Source organism: Paraburkholderia saeva, assembly GCF_907164555.1.
Lineage (GTDB): Bacteria > Pseudomonadota > Gammaproteobacteria > Burkholderiales > Burkholderiaceae > Paraburkholderia > Paraburkholderia saeva.
Map to the genome: position 1 here is coordinate 148437 of NZ_CAJQZC010000004.1, position 14493 is coordinate 162929.

At 63.6% G+C, this 14493-nt stretch carries 14 protein-coding genes; 3 read left to right on the forward strand and 11 right to left on the reverse strand.

Going from position 1 to position 14493, the window contains the following annotated elements:
* Nucleotides 1-37 precede the first annotated feature (37 nt).
* The 5 genes from LPA36_RS12170 to LPA36_RS12190 all read right to left on the reverse strand — a co-directional run bounded on the left by LPA36_RS12170 (nucleotide 38) and on the right by LPA36_RS12190 (nucleotide 4186).
* Nucleotides 38-781: an SDR family NAD(P)-dependent oxidoreductase gene (locus LPA36_RS12170; RefSeq protein WP_228876783.1), complete on the reverse strand. Its 744-nt coding sequence runs from the start codon at nucleotides 779-781 to the stop codon at nucleotides 38-40.
* Nucleotides 782-843: 62 nt separating this feature from the next.
* Complete coding sequence (locus tag LPA36_RS12175; RefSeq protein ID WP_228876785.1) at nucleotides 844-1968, reverse strand: amidase; 1125 nt, start codon at nucleotides 1966-1968, stop codon at nucleotides 844-846.
* Between the two features lie 4 nt (nucleotides 1969-1972).
* Nucleotides 1973-2539 (reverse strand): nuclear transport factor 2 family protein, encoded by a 567-nt coding sequence (locus LPA36_RS12180; protein ID WP_407674266.1) that lies wholly within the window; start codon nucleotides 2537-2539, stop codon nucleotides 1973-1975.
* 21 nt (nucleotides 2540-2560) lie between these two features.
* The gene (locus LPA36_RS12185; RefSeq protein ID WP_228876787.1) at nucleotides 2561-2938 is read right to left on the reverse strand and encodes a hypothetical protein; all 378 of its coding nucleotides are present in this window, start codon (nucleotides 2936-2938) and stop codon (nucleotides 2561-2563) included.
* Nucleotides 2939-3046: 108 nt separating this feature from the next.
* Nucleotides 3047-4186, reverse strand: coding sequence for an acyl-CoA dehydrogenase family protein (locus tag LPA36_RS12190; protein WP_228877487.1), 1140 nt, complete (start codon nucleotides 4184-4186; stop codon nucleotides 3047-3049).
* Nucleotides 4187-4478: 292 nt separating this feature from the next.
* On the opposite strand from LPA36_RS12190, the gene LPA36_RS12195 reads away from it, so the two are divergent.
* Nucleotides 4479-6002, forward strand: a complete 1524-nt coding sequence (locus LPA36_RS12195) for a PAS domain-containing sensor histidine kinase (RefSeq protein ID WP_228876791.1) — start codon at nucleotides 4479-4481, stop codon at nucleotides 6000-6002.
* On the opposite strand, the gene LPA36_RS12200 is transcribed toward LPA36_RS12195, so the two are convergent.
* From LPA36_RS12200 to LPA36_RS12210, 3 genes are all read right to left on the reverse strand, one after another.
* Nucleotides 5999-6385, reverse strand: coding sequence for a tautomerase family protein (locus LPA36_RS12200; protein WP_228876792.1), 387 nt, complete (start codon nucleotides 6383-6385; stop codon nucleotides 5999-6001). The genes LPA36_RS12195 and LPA36_RS12200 overlap by 4 nt on opposite strands.
* 80 nt (nucleotides 6386-6465) lie before the next feature.
* Nucleotides 6466-6966, reverse strand: coding sequence for an aromatic-ring-hydroxylating dioxygenase subunit beta (locus tag LPA36_RS12205; RefSeq protein ID WP_228876794.1), 501 nt, complete (start codon nucleotides 6964-6966; stop codon nucleotides 6466-6468).
* Complete coding sequence (locus LPA36_RS12210; protein WP_228876796.1) at nucleotides 6963-8246, reverse strand: aromatic ring-hydroxylating oxygenase subunit alpha; 1284 nt, start codon at nucleotides 8244-8246, stop codon at nucleotides 6963-6965. Before LPA36_RS12210 ends, LPA36_RS12205 begins: the two co-directional genes overlap by 4 nt.
* Before the next feature lie 108 nt (nucleotides 8247-8354).
* Between LPA36_RS12210 and LPA36_RS12215 the strand changes: the two genes are divergently transcribed.
* Nucleotides 8355-9275: a LysR family transcriptional regulator gene (locus tag LPA36_RS12215; protein ID WP_228876798.1), complete on the forward strand. Its 921-nt coding sequence runs from the start codon at nucleotides 8355-8357 to the stop codon at nucleotides 9273-9275.
* An 8-nt stretch (nucleotides 9276-9283) separates the two neighbouring features.
* Here the strand turns inward: LPA36_RS12215 and LPA36_RS12220 are convergent, their stop codons facing one another.
* Nucleotides 9284-10261 carry a PDR/VanB family oxidoreductase gene (locus tag LPA36_RS12220; RefSeq protein WP_228876800.1) on the reverse strand — a complete coding sequence of 326 codons (978 nt, stop codon included), beginning with the start codon at nucleotides 10259-10261 and terminating at the stop codon, nucleotides 9284-9286.
* A gap of 156 nt (nucleotides 10262-10417) precedes the next feature.
* Nucleotides 10418-11845 carry a spinster family MFS transporter gene (locus LPA36_RS12225; RefSeq protein ID WP_228876802.1) on the reverse strand — a complete coding sequence of 476 codons (1428 nt, stop codon included), beginning with the start codon at nucleotides 11843-11845 and terminating at the stop codon, nucleotides 10418-10420.
* A 425-nt stretch (nucleotides 11846-12270) separates the two neighbouring features.
* Here LPA36_RS12225 and LPA36_RS12230 point away from each other — a divergent pair, with 425 nt between their 5' ends.
* Entirely contained in the window at nucleotides 12271-13365 is a 1095-nt protein-coding gene (locus LPA36_RS12230; protein ID WP_228876803.1) for a porin, read from the forward strand.
* Nucleotides 13366-13421: 56 nt separating this feature from the next.
* On the opposite strand, the gene LPA36_RS12235 is transcribed toward LPA36_RS12230, so the two are convergent.
* Nucleotides 13422-14465, reverse strand: coding sequence for a LysR family transcriptional regulator (locus LPA36_RS12235; protein WP_228876805.1), 1044 nt, complete (start codon nucleotides 14463-14465; stop codon nucleotides 13422-13424).
* Nucleotides 14466-14493: the final 28 nt, after the last annotated feature.

A 14493-nucleotide genomic window follows, 5' to 3' on the forward strand; every position in this document is an offset into this window, starting at 1 on the left:
AACCACGCACACGCGAGCGCCGCGAACCACATGGCCGCTACCGCATGAACAACCCGCCGTTCACATCCCAGCACGCGCCGTTTGCAAACCAGGCGTTTTCGGCGGCGAGCATCACCGTGACATCCGCGACGTAATCTGCCGAACCCAGCTTTCCCGCCGGAATCCCGGCGATCACCGCCTTCAGTTTGTCGGCGGGCACGCTCTCATGCACGATCGGCAGATCCATCGGACCCGGTGAAATCGCGTTGACGGTCACACCTGCCGCGCCCAGATCGCGCGCGAACACCTTCGTCAGCGTGATGACGCCGCCCTTGGCCGCAGCGTAATGCGCGCCGGTCGCGGAGCCGCCGTTCTGACCCGCGAGCGAGGCGATGTTGACGATACGTCCCGTGCCGTTACCGGCAAAGTATTGTCCGAAGACCTGGCAGCCAAACAGCACGCTGCGCAGGTTCACGTTGATGACCTGATCGAACTGCTCGCCGGTAATCTCCATGACGGGCACGACCTTCGACGCGCCCGCGTTGTTCACGAGCGCGTCGATGCGCCCCCAGCGTGCGAAAAGCGTATCGCGTGCCACTTCGAATGCATCCTTCGACGTGACGTCGAGATGCAACGCACACGCGGTCGAGCCATCGGCGCTCAGATCGCGCGCGAGCGCTTCGGCGGAATCGAGCGCGATGTCGCCGATGGCAACGCGATAACCGGCCCGATGAAACTGCGTGGCGATAACGGCACCAAGTCCACGCGCGGCACCTGTGACCAGTACGACTCTATTCGACATTTCGTTTGCTCCATGAAAACCGGCGCGCAATGAACGCGCGCCGTTGCTGCGTTGATCCGTCTTTATCCCGCGATAGCCGCTTCGAAACGCGTGGCAATTGCGCAGACCTGTTCGTCCGCGCCCTTGCGCCCGACGATCTGCAAGCCGGCCTTGAGCGTGCTACCGCCAACGGGTAGCGGAAGACTGAGCGCGGGGTGGCCGCTCAGATTGAATGGGCGGATCAGCGAGGACATTGCAATCACCGAAACCCCGTTGCGCGCTTCATCGATCGTGACGGGAAACGCGGGGAGCGTGGGCAGGATGAGCACGTCGACGCTCTCGAGGGCGGCGTCGATTGCTGCGGTGATGTCGCGCCGCACCCGCTCTGCCGCTTCGAGTTGCGCATCGGTTGTCTTCGACGCGTTGCGCAGGCGCGCATCGAGATCCGCGCCAAGCTGGCCGGTTTCGACGAGGTGACCAAACGCACGCCACGTCTCCGCGTTGATGACGGTGAGCCCCGCGTCGAAGGCCGCTGCGAAGTGGGCGAGTTCAATCGGGCGTGTTGCGAAGCCGGCCTGTACGGGTGCTCGTGCGACGGCATCCCTGATTGCGGGCAGTGCATCGACGGCGACCACGCCGACGTTACATGTACCGCCTGAAGCCAGCGCTGCAACCCGGTCGAAACCCGGCGTAATCGCTGCCATCGCTTCGACGATCATGCGCATGTCGCGCGCAAAGGGACCGACGCAATCGAGCGACGATTCACGAGGCGCGACACCCCGACGCGACACGCGGCCAAACGTCGGCTTGAACCCGGCCACACCGCAGCATGCAGCCGGCCCGCGAATCGAACCGCCGGTGTCGGTGCCAAGCGCGGCATCGGCGAGGCTCAGGCCGACCGCCGCTGCGGAGCCGCTCGACGAGCCGCCCGGAATACGCGTCGCGTCCTGCGGGTTGCGCGGTGTACCGGTGAAGTCGTTGATACCGGTCATGCCGAACGCCAGTTCATGCATGTTCGCCTTGCCGACGATGCGCCAGCCCGCAGCGAGCACGCGTTCGACCACTTCCGCGTGATTCTGCGCGGCGGGCGCATCGGCGAGCGCGCGGCTCGCGGCGGTCGTCGCGTGTCCGCCGATGTCGATCGTGTCCTTGATCGCGATGGTCGGGCCGTCGCCGCCCAGCGAAAACTCGCGAATGAATTCGTGCATGCGTTCAGGTCCGTTCAGATGATGTAACGGGCGCCGGGCGTGGATTCACCTGCCACGGCGCGTCGAAAAGACGTTCGGTGCGGAAATGCGTGATCAGCCAGTCGCGGCCATTGGCGGCCGGCGCGAAGTCGATTTCGAGCCGCGCCGAAATCAGTTCGGCGGGCGCATCGACATAACCGGAAGCCTGCAACATGATCCAGTGACCTTTCGCACGTGCGCCATCGATATCGACGTCGATTGTCTCCGACGTCAGAAAGTGCACGTTCACCGTGAAGTGCGGCGAGGGCGGCAGGTAACGCGTCAGCATCGCGAGAATTTCCGCGTGACCCGTCAACCGGCCGAACCTGTTCGCGTACTGCGGGCCGATACCTTCCCACACCGCGTCGTGTGCAAAGAGGCCCGCGAGCGTCTCGCCATCGAGCACGCCCGATGGCACATCGCACAGCGCCATGTAACGCGAGATCGTATGGCGCACCGCGCGTTCGGCTTCGAGCGCGTCAAGGCGGCGCGTCAGCGTGGCAAGCGTCGTGTGCATATCGCCGGCTTCGGCGTCGTACGTCGTCGTGTTCATCGCGTGGCGCTCACTGTGTATTCAAGCCGGATTCGCGTGCTGCGGCGGCACAGCAAGCGCACGGCCGACGCGTGCTTCGATCTTGCCGTAGCGCCACAGGTTGTATTCGCCGACAGGCGTCGTGCGATACAGGTTGCACACGGCTACGGTCGTGTCGAAATCGACGACGTCGGCCATGATGTAGAACGTCCACGGCGCGTTGTCGGCGTTGCCGACGGTCAGACGGTCGTCGTCCATGATGCCGAGCACCTTGACGCCTTCCATCGATTCGATGGCGGCCAGCATTTTGCCGTACGCCTGCCAGACTTCGCCGATCTTCTCGCGCGGCAGGTCGAAGAAATTCTGCGTCACGCCGCAGCAGAAGAGGACGCGCAGCGGAAGCGATTGAGTATCGGCCATGAGAGACGACTCCTTGAATTCAGTGAAAGCGTTGAACACGCCAAAAACATTCGAACCATGAAAAGCACGCCCGGCTTTGTGCGAGCCGTGCGCGCTGGAAAGACAGGCTTAGAGATAACCGGGAATCGGCGGCACGCCGACGAACACCGCGCCCGCGCCATCGAAATTGCCTTCGCCGAGAAACGCGTGCTGCGTGACCACCATCGAGTCGCGCAGCAGGCGCTGCAGCGGATGCGTGCGATAGATCGCCATCGTGCCGCCCAGGCGGTAAGCGCGATGCACGACGTCGGCGCCTTCGCGGGCAATCTGCGTCGCCGCGAGTCGCAGCAGGCTGACCTGATCGGGCGTGACCGGGTTACCCGCGAGAATCGATTGCCACACATCGTTCGTCGATTCGTAGAAGAACGCACGCGCTGAGCGCAGCTGCGCTTCGGCTTTCGCCAGTTCGATGCGGTAGTACGCGCGGTCAGCCAGTTGCGGCGCACCGGTCGTGGTCTTGCGGCCACCGGCCATCTGGTTCGCGACATCGAGCGCCGCGCGCGCGAGGCCCAGGTTCACGACAGCCAGCACCTGTGCGGCGTATGCGATTGTCGGGTAGCGATAGAGCGGCTCGTCGACGGTCGGCTCGCCGCCGCGCACGAACGTCCACGCGTCGGCAACGAACTGGTCGGATACGCGCAGGTCGTGGCTGCCGGTACCCTGCATGCCGACCACGTCCCAGTTGTCGACGATGTCGACCTGATGCGGGCGAAACACGGCCGTGCGCGGCTTGCCCGGTGCGCCGCCGCCATTCGCGCCACCCGTGCCGATGCCGACGCCCAGCCAGTCCGCGCCCTTGCAGCCGCTTGCGAATTTCCACGTGCCGTTCACGCGGAAGCCGCCGTCGACGGGTTGCGCCGGCTGCACCGGAAAGAGGCCGCCTGCGAACACCTGGTCCGGACCGTCGGCGTAGATTTCGGCCTGGGTTTCGAGCGGCAGAGCGGCAAGGTACACGTTCGCCGAACCGAAGCTCGCGACCCACGCGGCGGAGCCGTCGGCCACTGCGATGCGCTCGATCATCTCGAGAAACGCGGCCGGCGCGAGCGCGTCGCCACCAAAGCGCTTCGGCGTGCCCGCGCGGTAGACGCCCGCGCGCTTGAGCTTCGCGATCACATCGCGCGGGACGTGCGACAGGCGATCGAATTCGTCGCGACGCGCGGCGATTTCCGCGATCACTTCATCGAGCGGCAGGGTTTGCGCGCTGGACATTTCCGGTACTGCGGCGACGACGCACGCGGTGGCTGACATGATGGCAATTCTCCTTGATCCGGTATCGGCTAAAAGACGTTGCACGCACGTTGAATGGGCCTCGTGCACGGTGATGACCAGTCTAGAAACGCAAAAAGAAGCCTTCAATTGGGGCGCGGGACGCACTTTTAGGTAACGTACCGGGTGCGTCTAAAGAAATCTTCAGACGCCGGCCACGCACGCAGGTGTTATGTTTCGTCGCATACGTCAATTGCGCGTCGCACCGTCTCACCCGACCTGACCGCCAGAAGCCATGAACTTTCCCGCCGACGAGGATTTCCACCGCCTGCTCGATGCGCTCACGCAGTGCATCCTGCTGCATGACGCCGAAACGAAGGCGATCGTCTGGGCCAATCGCGCGGCGTGCGACGCGCTCGGCTTTTCGCTCGAGGAAATGCTGCCGCTCAAGGCGGCCGACATGACGCGCCCGGTGCCGAAGTACCGCCGCGAGATTGGCGTCGGCGCGATGGATCGCTCGATCACACAGGGGCCGCAGGTCTACGAGTGGTGCTACCGCTCGCGCTCGGGCGTCGACATGCTTTCCGAGGCGATCGCGACGTATGTGCCGCTTGCCTCGCGCGCCGTGGTGATGGTGCAGTTCCGCGACATCAGCGCCGAAGACGCCGTCAAGCAGACACTGCGTCGCTACGAATCGCGGCTGCGCGAATTCATGCAGGATCTGGGCGAAGGCGTCGCGGTGCTGACGCCTGCGGGCGGCGTCGAGTTCATCAGCGAATCCGGGCGGCGCGTGCTCGGCATCGCCGACGATGCGCCGATGGGCGGCGTGCTCGACTACTGCAACGAGAACGACCGCGACCGGCTGCTCGAACAGCTCGATCATGCACCGCGTATCCAGCCTTCCGCGCCGCAGCGCTACCGCATTACGCGCCGCGATGGTGCCGCGCGCTGGCTGCGTATCACGTGCCGCCGCATCGAAATCGAAGACGACCTGAACGGCCTCCTGATCCACTTTCGCGATATCACCGACGAAGTCACGATCGAAGAAACGCGCCGCACCCAGGCGCGCATGCTCGAATACGCGGGACGGTACAACGCGATGGGCGAGATGGCGACCGCGATTGCCCACGAACTGAGCCAGCCGCTTGCTGCCGTGCGCAATTTCATCGAAGGCGCGATCCGGCGTCTCGCCCAGCCGGGTCCCGTCGACGACGCGATCTGGGGGCTGCGCAGCGCCGACCGTCAGGCGGAACACGCGGCGTTGATCATCAAGAGCGTGCGCGAATACATCGTCAAACGTGAGCCGACGGAAGCGCTGGTCGATCTGCGCGACGTACTGGGCGACGTCGCGTATTTCATCGAACTGCGCGCGCGCGAAATGGACGTGAAGGTGACGATCACCCAGGCGCCCGACACATTGCCGGTGTACTGCGAGCGTGTGCTGATCGGTCAGGTGATCCTGAACCTTGCGTTCAACGCCATCGACGCGCTTGCCGATGTCGATGCGCCACGCCGGCATCTGCAGCTTGTCACGATGTTGCGCGGCACGCAGGCGATCGTGCAGGTCGCGGATAACGGACCGGGCGTGCCGGAGGGCGCGCACGGCCGTCTCTTCGACGGCTTTTCTTCGTCGAAGGTAGGCGGCAACGGAATTGGTCTGTCGCTCTGCAAGAACATCGTCACGCGACACAACGGCGAGATCCGGGCGGAGCCGGCCGAGAAGGGCGGCCTTGTATGCAGCTTCGCGCTGCCACTTGCGCCGGCAAGCGACGAAGCAGCGCAGGCCGCATCGTCGCCTGATACCGAGACCAAAGACTAACGGCCGAGTGATTTCGCTGTCTTGCCGCCGATGCCGAAATCGGTGTTCGGGATATCCTTGATCATCACGCGCGTGACGTCGAGCGGCGCGCCGAGGATATCGGCGCTGGTCTTGCCGAGTGCCGCGATCAGCGCGGTCTTCTGCGCTGGCGTGCGACCTGCAATCAGGATCGCGACGATCACCGGCAGCGAAGCGGGTGCGCCCGCAACAGACGTGTTTCCACCGATGCCAAAATCGCTGTCGGGCAGCTCGCTCAACAGAATGCGAACCGATTCAGCGGGTGTGCTGATTGCATCCACGGTGGCCTGCGTGAGTCCAGAAATGAGCGATGCCTTGCGCGCTTCCGGTTGGCCCGCAGGCAGATAGACTTCGAGTGTCGGCATGGTTGGGTGTGGGTGATTGATTCGGTATCGCGACGCGGGTTGCTTTTACAGCCTCAATGCACCGCGCGTCGCGTGTGTCGTTACAGCAGGAAGCCGATTGCGTTCAACGCTTCGTTCGAATCGATCAGCCGGATCACCTTCTGCTCGATACGTGGCTCGCCGTCCGTGAAGCGGATACGGTGCGTCAGATCGGCCGCGAACAGCGTCGTCGTGCCGCGTTTGCACGCGACGATCACTTGCGACGAATTGACTTCGACCACGTCGGCCGCATCGCTCGTCAGCGTGAAACGCGAGACGGTGCGCACGGTGCGCGCCGCGTCGCTCGCGGATGCCGAATAGCCCGACACCATTCGCTGCACGCGCTTTTCACGCATGTCCTGATCGTCGAACACGTAGTTGAGCGTCGACGCGAAGTCGGTGGTCGCATGATCGATCGGCACCACGTAGAAGCCCGACGGTGTCCACAGGTCGAGCCACGCACGATAGTCCTTGCGATCCAGCAGTTCGGCCTCGCGCCAGATGAGCTCGACAGCGGCGGTGAAAGTCTGCTGCGAGAAAAGCGTGTTCCTGTCGTCCATCATGCCTGCTCCATCATCGTGCGCCATTGCGCGTACGCTTCGCGCATGCCGGTTTCGTCGGTTGCGTGTGCGGTCTTTTCGCCATTCGGCGCGGTGTTTTCGCGGTTGAGTCCCCGGTTCACGAGAATCGGCAGATCCGGTCCGGCGTGCGAGCCGCGCTGCACGCGTTCCCAGGCTTCGGCGTCATCGGGGCTGCCGAACCCGAACGGGCCCTGGAAGTGTTCATGAATGCGCAGACGCACGCGGTTCGCTTCATCGGGGCCGCCATCCATCGCCAGCGCGACGTGACGGATTTCGGTTTCGTTCGCCGAGATCGGGCGCAGCACGCGGAAAAATGCCATCGAAAGCGCGAGGTTCGGGAACAGGTTCAGATTGAAGCCGACACCCATCAGCGAGCGCACGATGCGCCGCACTTCTTCCGGCGTGTGCTTTTTCGCGAGTGTGGCGGCCAGTTCCTGGAAGCGTTCGGGAATCGGTGCGCCGTCGTCCTGATCGAGATCGACGAGTTCCGGCACGAGCACGGCGAGGCTGTGACCGTTGCCGAGCGAGCGGCAGAACGCCTCGTCGCTGGTCATGAAGCTGGTGATCGCGGCTGCGGTTTCCTCGTCGATCGATTTCATCCACGACTTGTGGACGACCGGGAAGTGGTACAGGTCCGTCGTGTTTTCGAGCTGGATCTTCCAGTTACCCTTGAAGCGAAACTTGTGCTCGCCGTTCGACTTGATCGGATAGCCCGCGCCCTGTTTCATGAAAAGGTCGATCCACGGCTTCGCGCCGCCCAGGAAATCTTCAAGCGGTTCGACGTTTTCGTCGAAGCTGGCGAAGATCAGACCTTGATAGATGCCTACACGCAGACTCGCAAGCGGCAGCTCCGACTTTTCGACGACGCCTTCATAGCCATCGCCATAAGGCAGCGCGCGCAGCGCGCCGTCGAGCCCATACGACCAGCTGTGATACGGGCACGTAAAACCCTTGGCGTTGCCCTTGTGCTCTTCGCAGACCGTCGCGCCGCGATGGCGGCAACGATTCTGCAGCACGTTGACCTTGCCGCTCTTGTCGCGAACGACGATCACCGGCTGGCGGCCGATCGTCGTCGTGCGGAAGTCGCCCGGATTCGGCAGTTCGCTTTCGTGCGCGACCCAGATCCACGTCTTGTAGAAAATGCGTTCGAGCTCGGCTTCGAAAACCGCCGGGTCGTAGTACAGCGAAGGGGCAACGCGATCGCCTTGCGCGCGTTGATGCAGCGCGCTGGTATCGATCGTCTGGTAACAGGATTCGCTCATGATCGTGTCTGATTGTGGGGTGGACGATGAAACACAGTCTGGATTGCCGGGTGATATGCGTCAAATTGATCTAAAATAACTGATCAAATCAATCTGATGGATATCTGGATGAATTCGCTCGATCACGTCGACCTCAATCTGCTGCGTGTCTTTCAGGCCATCGTCGAGGAACGCAGCCTGACGCGCGCGGGCCAGCGGCTCGCGCTGTCGCAGCCGGCCATCAGTTATTCGCTGGGACGTCTGCGCACGCTGTTCGACGATCCGCTGTTCATCCGCACGCGCGCCGGCATGCAGCCCACGCCGATTGCGCTGGAACTGTCGGGTATCGTCGGGCGTGCGCTGGATACGGTGCGCGAGGCGTTGCGGTATGCGGAGCATTTCGATCCGGCCGTCAGCACGCGCACGTTCCGTCTGTCGCTATCGGACGCGGGTGAACTCGCGTACCTGCCGCCGATCTGCGAGGCGCTGCACCGGCAGGCGCCGCGCGTGCGGTTGCGCATCGAGCCGCTGCCCGTCGAGGAAATCGAAGATGCGTTACGCGCGAGCCGGCTCGATTTCGCGATCGGCAATCTGCCGACGCTCACGGCGCATACGCGGCATCAGTTGCTGTTCGAGGAGACGTACGTCTGTATGACGAGAAAGCGCCGCGGCCTGCCGCGCGGGCAGGCGCTCAGTCTCGCGCAGTTTCTGGAGGCGTCGCACGTGCAGATTACGTCGGTGGAGCACAGCCACCATGCGCTCGACGACGCCTTCCGTTCGAAAGGCGTGGGGCGGCATATCGCACTCGAATTGCCGCATTTCGTGGCGTTGCCGAACGTGCTGGCTGTCACGGACCTGTTCGCGACCTTGCCGCGCCGTCTTGCGCAGATTTTCAATCGCGATCAGGGCTTCCAGATCTATGAATTGCCGGTCGCGCTACCGGCCGCGCAGGTGACGATGCACTGGCACGAGAACTTCGATCAGGACGAAGGCAACGTCTGGCTGCGCAACCTGATGGGCGGCATCGTGCAGCAATCGATCAGCGCCTGACCCAGGGCTTACAGATCGAGCACCAGGACAGGCGATGTCGAGCGCGACACGCAGCAGCAGATCACCTTGCCGCTCGCGCGCTCGGCCTTGCTAAGACAGTGGTCGCGATGATCGGGCGTGCCATCGACCACATCGATCATGCATGTGCCGCAGACGCCTTCGCCGCACGAGGTATCCACCTCAATGCCGATCGAAGCGAGTGCCGCGACAATCGACGTGTCCTTGTCGACCCGCACGGTCTGGCCCGTGCTTGCGAGCTTCACGTCGAACGCATCGAGCGACGCGGCCGCATTCGCAGCCGGCACCGCAGGATCGGCGGCGAAGCGTTCGAGGTGGATCGCGTCCGCAGGCAGGCGTTTTTCGCCGGCAGCGACGACACACGCCATGAAGGGCGACGGACCGCACGTATAAACGTGGGCGCCTTCGCTGGCGTCGGCAAGACACGCATCCAGTTCGCCATCGAGCGATTCCGGCGCGACGCCAAAATGCAGTTGCACGTACGAGGCGAACGGTGCGCGCGAGAGCAGCGGCAGGAACGCCGCGTGTTCCGTGCTGCGTGCGAAGTAGTGCAGCACGAAGGGCCGCGCCTCCTTGAGCAGGTGGTACGCCATGCTGAGTAGCGGCGTGATGCCAATGCCCGCGCCGATCAGGATGTGCGCGCGCGCCTCGGGCACCAGCTGGAACAGGTTGCGCGGCGCGCCGATCGTCAGTTCCGTGCCGACAGCGACATCGTCATGCAGCGAACGCGAGCCACCGCGCGAAGCCTCTTCGCGCTTGACGGCAAAGAGATGCGCATCGCGATGATCGGGGTCGCCGCACAGCGAATATTGGCGGGTAATGCCCGACGGACTGGTGACGTCGATGTGCGCGCCAGGTTCGTAGTGATCGAACGGCTGGCCGTCCAGACGCGTGACGCTGAATGAGCGGATGCCATGCGCTTCGTCGCGGACGGCGTTGACTCGAACGCTGAGTGTGGTTCTTTCCATGATCGTGCAGGTCGGGTGGAGCAGGGCGGTGCGGAAAGCCGCGCGCGGTTTGCACGCGGCCGTTACAACCAGCTTAAGAGACAGCCGTTAATCAGGCAAATCGATTAAAAATCTAAACCAAAATAAGTTGGGTGGATAATGCAATGGGCCGCCATGTCAGGCGTTCGTCGTTTCGAACGGCACCGCCGTGCCAGCAGACGTCGCTTCGCCGGCGTTCTGGCGGGTTCGCGCGGTCTCGCGGTCGATCCGCGCTTCCTCACGCGCGAGGCTCAGCCGGAACTGTTTGCAGCCGATCCAGAGCAGGCCGGCGGCGAGGAGCGTCGCAGCGAAATTGACGATCGACATCGAGTTGCCCACGGCCTGCGGCGAGCCGAACACCTTGTCGGTGAGGAGCGCGACGAGCGTCGTGCCGATGCCGAGCGCGATCAGGTTCGAGATCAGCAGGAACACGGCGGAAATCTGCGCGCGCATCTGGTTCGGCGCGAGCGTCTGCATCGCGGCAGTCGAGGTCGGCATCGGGAACGACGCGAAGAACATCGCGACGACGAGTAACCCCAGCGACACCGCAAGACTGTCCACCTGCGTGAACGCTACGGCGGGCACGAGCATGCCGGCCGCGCCGATAAAGCCGGCGAGCATCGGGCCGTCCGTGCGGCCTTTCTTCATCAGCCAGTCGTTGAGCCAGCCGCCGCAGAAGACGCCCACTGTGTTCGCCACCAGCAGGATCGTGCCGAGCGTATAGCCGGCCTGAACCGGCGTGAGACCGAAGTGACGGATATAGAACGCGGGCGTCCAGCTCATCAGGCAGAACAGCGTCATCGCGTAGAACGAGAACCCGAGGTAATGGCAGAAGAACGTCTTGCCGTGGCTCGCGATGAACCGCATCGAATCGCCCATCGACACGCGTTTAGCGTTGCCCGCGTCGTCCTGCACGAGACCTTTGCGCTGCGGATCGCGCACCGTCAGGATGAACAGCAGCGCGACGAGAAAGCCCGGCAGGCCGACGATCAGGAACGTGAGTTGCCATGAGCGCACATCGCCCAGCAGGGGCAGCGTGAACGTGGTCATCTGCTTGAGCAGGTTGATGACGTAGCCACCGATCAGAAACGCAATGCCGCCGCCGATGAACGAACCCAGCGAATAGATACCCACCGCGCGCCCGAGCTTCTCTTTCGGAAAGTAGTCGCTCAACATCGAATACGTTCCGGGGGAAAGCGCGGCTTCACCGACACCGACGCTCATCCGCGCGAAGAACATGTGAACGAAGTTCTGGCTCAACCCGCATGCGGCCGTTGCGAGGCTCCACAGCGCGATGCCGGTTGCGATGATGCGCGGCCGCGCGAAGCGGTCGGCGAGATACGCGAGCGGCATGCCCATCACGGCATAGAAGAGCGAGAAGGCGAAGCCGTGCAGCAGGCTGAACTGCGTATCGGTCAGATGCAGGTCTTTCTTGATCGGCTCGATCATCAACGCAAGCACCTGCCGGTCGACGAACGAGAACACATAGGCCAGCATGCAGATCACGACGACGTACCACTCGTACGTATAGCGCCTGCCTGGGAGCGTGCTGCGCGGTGATGCCATCTCGGTTCTCCAGTAATCGGTGTCCGGCAGCGCACGCTTTGCGTGTGTGCCGGTTTGCATGGGAAAGGTCGCGTCGGGGCGCCCCGGAAATGCAGCGTACGTAAACAAATTTCCGAAACATATGCGCAAAGCCAGTGGCGACACTGCTGCATTCACCTGGGCATCTAAGGCTTTTACCAGGGTGCACTCTTCAAAGCCCCGCTATACAAGGCGCAAAGGCATATGAGGGGGTGAGCGGACGCCGTCATGCGCGCTGTCTATAAGTGTTATATCGACGCGTTAATCGACGCTCGAATTTGGTCTTCCTAGACTCGCTTCGTTTTCCGCTTCATGTCGTGCAACAGGTTGTCGAAGCCGGGAAACGTCGCGCCGTGCCGGATTACCGGCGCGGCACAGAAAACCAATTTCTCGCCGGGACGACAGGAATGACCAACTGGAAGTGGTGCGCATCGCTGCTCAGCCTCGCAGCGGTACCCGCGCTCGCGCAGTCGAGTGTGACCTTGTATGGACGTATCGACACGTCGATCGAATATGCGAACTTCGGCCCGAATCACGTCGCGCGACTGGGCAGTGGCGACATTTTCGCGTCGCAATGGGGCTTGAAGGGCGCGGAAGACCTGGGCGGCGGCTACCGCGCGATCTTCAAGCTGGAGGACGGCTTCAATTCGACGAACGGCGCGATCGGCGGCAATGGCGCGCTGTTCGGACGCGAAGCATGGGTCGGGCTCTCCGGTCCGTTCGGCGCGATGCAGGCCGGCGTGAACTACACGATCCTGCATACGTCGTTCGTCACGTACAGCCAGCCGGGCTACGGCGCGGGCCTCGCATGGGGCAATGCGGCGAACAACTTCGTCGGACCGGCGTTCCTGCGCGTGAACAACTCGGTGCGCTATACGTCGCCCCGTATGGGCGGCGTGCTGCTGCGCGCCATCGCCGCGCGCGGTGCGAACGGCGCGGCGAATCTGCCTTCGACGCTCGGCGACACGTACGGCGCCTCGCTCAATTACATCGCAGGTGCCCTGTCGATCGACGTCGACTACATGCAGCAGACGTTCAGCCCCGCGAGCGCGGCAAACCTGAACACGACGAGCCCGACAGCAGCCGGCAACTATGCACTCGGCGCGATCTCGTACGATTTCGGCTTCATCAAGCCGGCGTTCATCTATCTGCGTCATCGTGGTGGACCCGATGTCGCGACGGGTGTGAACGCAGCCAGTTCGAATCCGCACAACGACCTGTTCGAACTCGATGCGACCGTGCCGGTGGGCAGCGCGCTCGTTCTGCTGAGCTACGGTCACTACCGGAAGGTGGCCGACAGCGAAGGCAACGCCGATTCGTTTGGCGTGCGCTACGACTATCCGCTTTCGAAGCGAACGGTGGTCTATACGGGCGCGGCAATGGTCCGCAACGGCGCACATGCATCGTTCACCGTGAACGGCGCAGCCGGTGGTGGCGTCGCCGTGTCGAAACCTGGCGCGACCGCGAGTTCGATCGTGGCCGGCATCATGACGGCGTTCTGATCCTGTGACCGCTACTGCCGGGATGGCAGTGCGGACAGCGCGCAGCGGGTGCTGCGTTACGCGTTGTGTGCGCTGTCCGGTGCGAGATCGAGGGGCGCGCCCAGCCAGCTGTCGAAAGGCTCGCGCGCGCCGATCCGGAACAGTTCCATCAGCAGGCCGCGTAGCCAGCGATGGCCCGGGTCGGCGTCGAAGCGGCGATGCCAGTACGCGTTCACGGGCCACGTGCTCGCATCGTCGATCTCGAACATCGCGGAATCGCCAGGTGTCGAGAACGCGCGTGCAACAGTGTGCGGAACGATCAACGCGTAGTCGCAGCGGCTCAGAATGGCAGGCACCACCATGAAGTTCGGCACGGCGAGCCGCACGCGCGAAGTCAGGCCGTAGCGTTCCAGCAGTTCCGTTGCCTGCGGGTGCGACGTTACCGCGATGAAGTGCAGCCCGTCAGGTGCGTTCAGGCCGAGCGTGAAGTGCTCATCCAGTTCGAGCCGCCGCGCTACGCGTCGCGCCATCAGCAGCACATAGCGCTCCTGCAGCAGTTCGCTGAAGTGAAAATGGCTCGATGCATGCGGAAAATGCCCCAATGCGAAATCGATGCGGCCGGATTCGATCGCCATGTTGAACTGGCTGTCTTCGATGTGATGCGTTTCGATCACGACGCCCGGCGCGCGCGTATCGAGTTCGCGCATGAGCGTCGGCAGAAACGCGCTTTCCGCGAAATCGCTCATATGCAGGCGAAACACGCGCCGCGACGTGGCGGCGCAAAACTGCGCGCCTTCATCGAGCATGTCCTGCAGGATGCGCAGCACGCGATCGATCGAGCCTGCGAGACGTTGCGCGCGTGGCGTCGCCTCGACGCCGCCTGGCGTGCGCACGAACAGCGCGTCGCGGAACACGAGCCGAAGCCGGCTTAACGCGTGGCTTACCGACGGCTGCGTCATGCCGAGTCGCAACGCCGCGCGGCCGACGTTCTTCTCCACGTACACCGCGTGAAACGCCTTGAGCAGGTTCAGGTCGAGGTCCTGCACACGCGGCACGTCGTCGCCGTCGGGTGGCAGAAGCACGTCCTGCCCGTTCGGATTGGAGTTCGGTTCGGTCTGCATGAGCGGTCTGGATTCAGGCGTGTAGCGG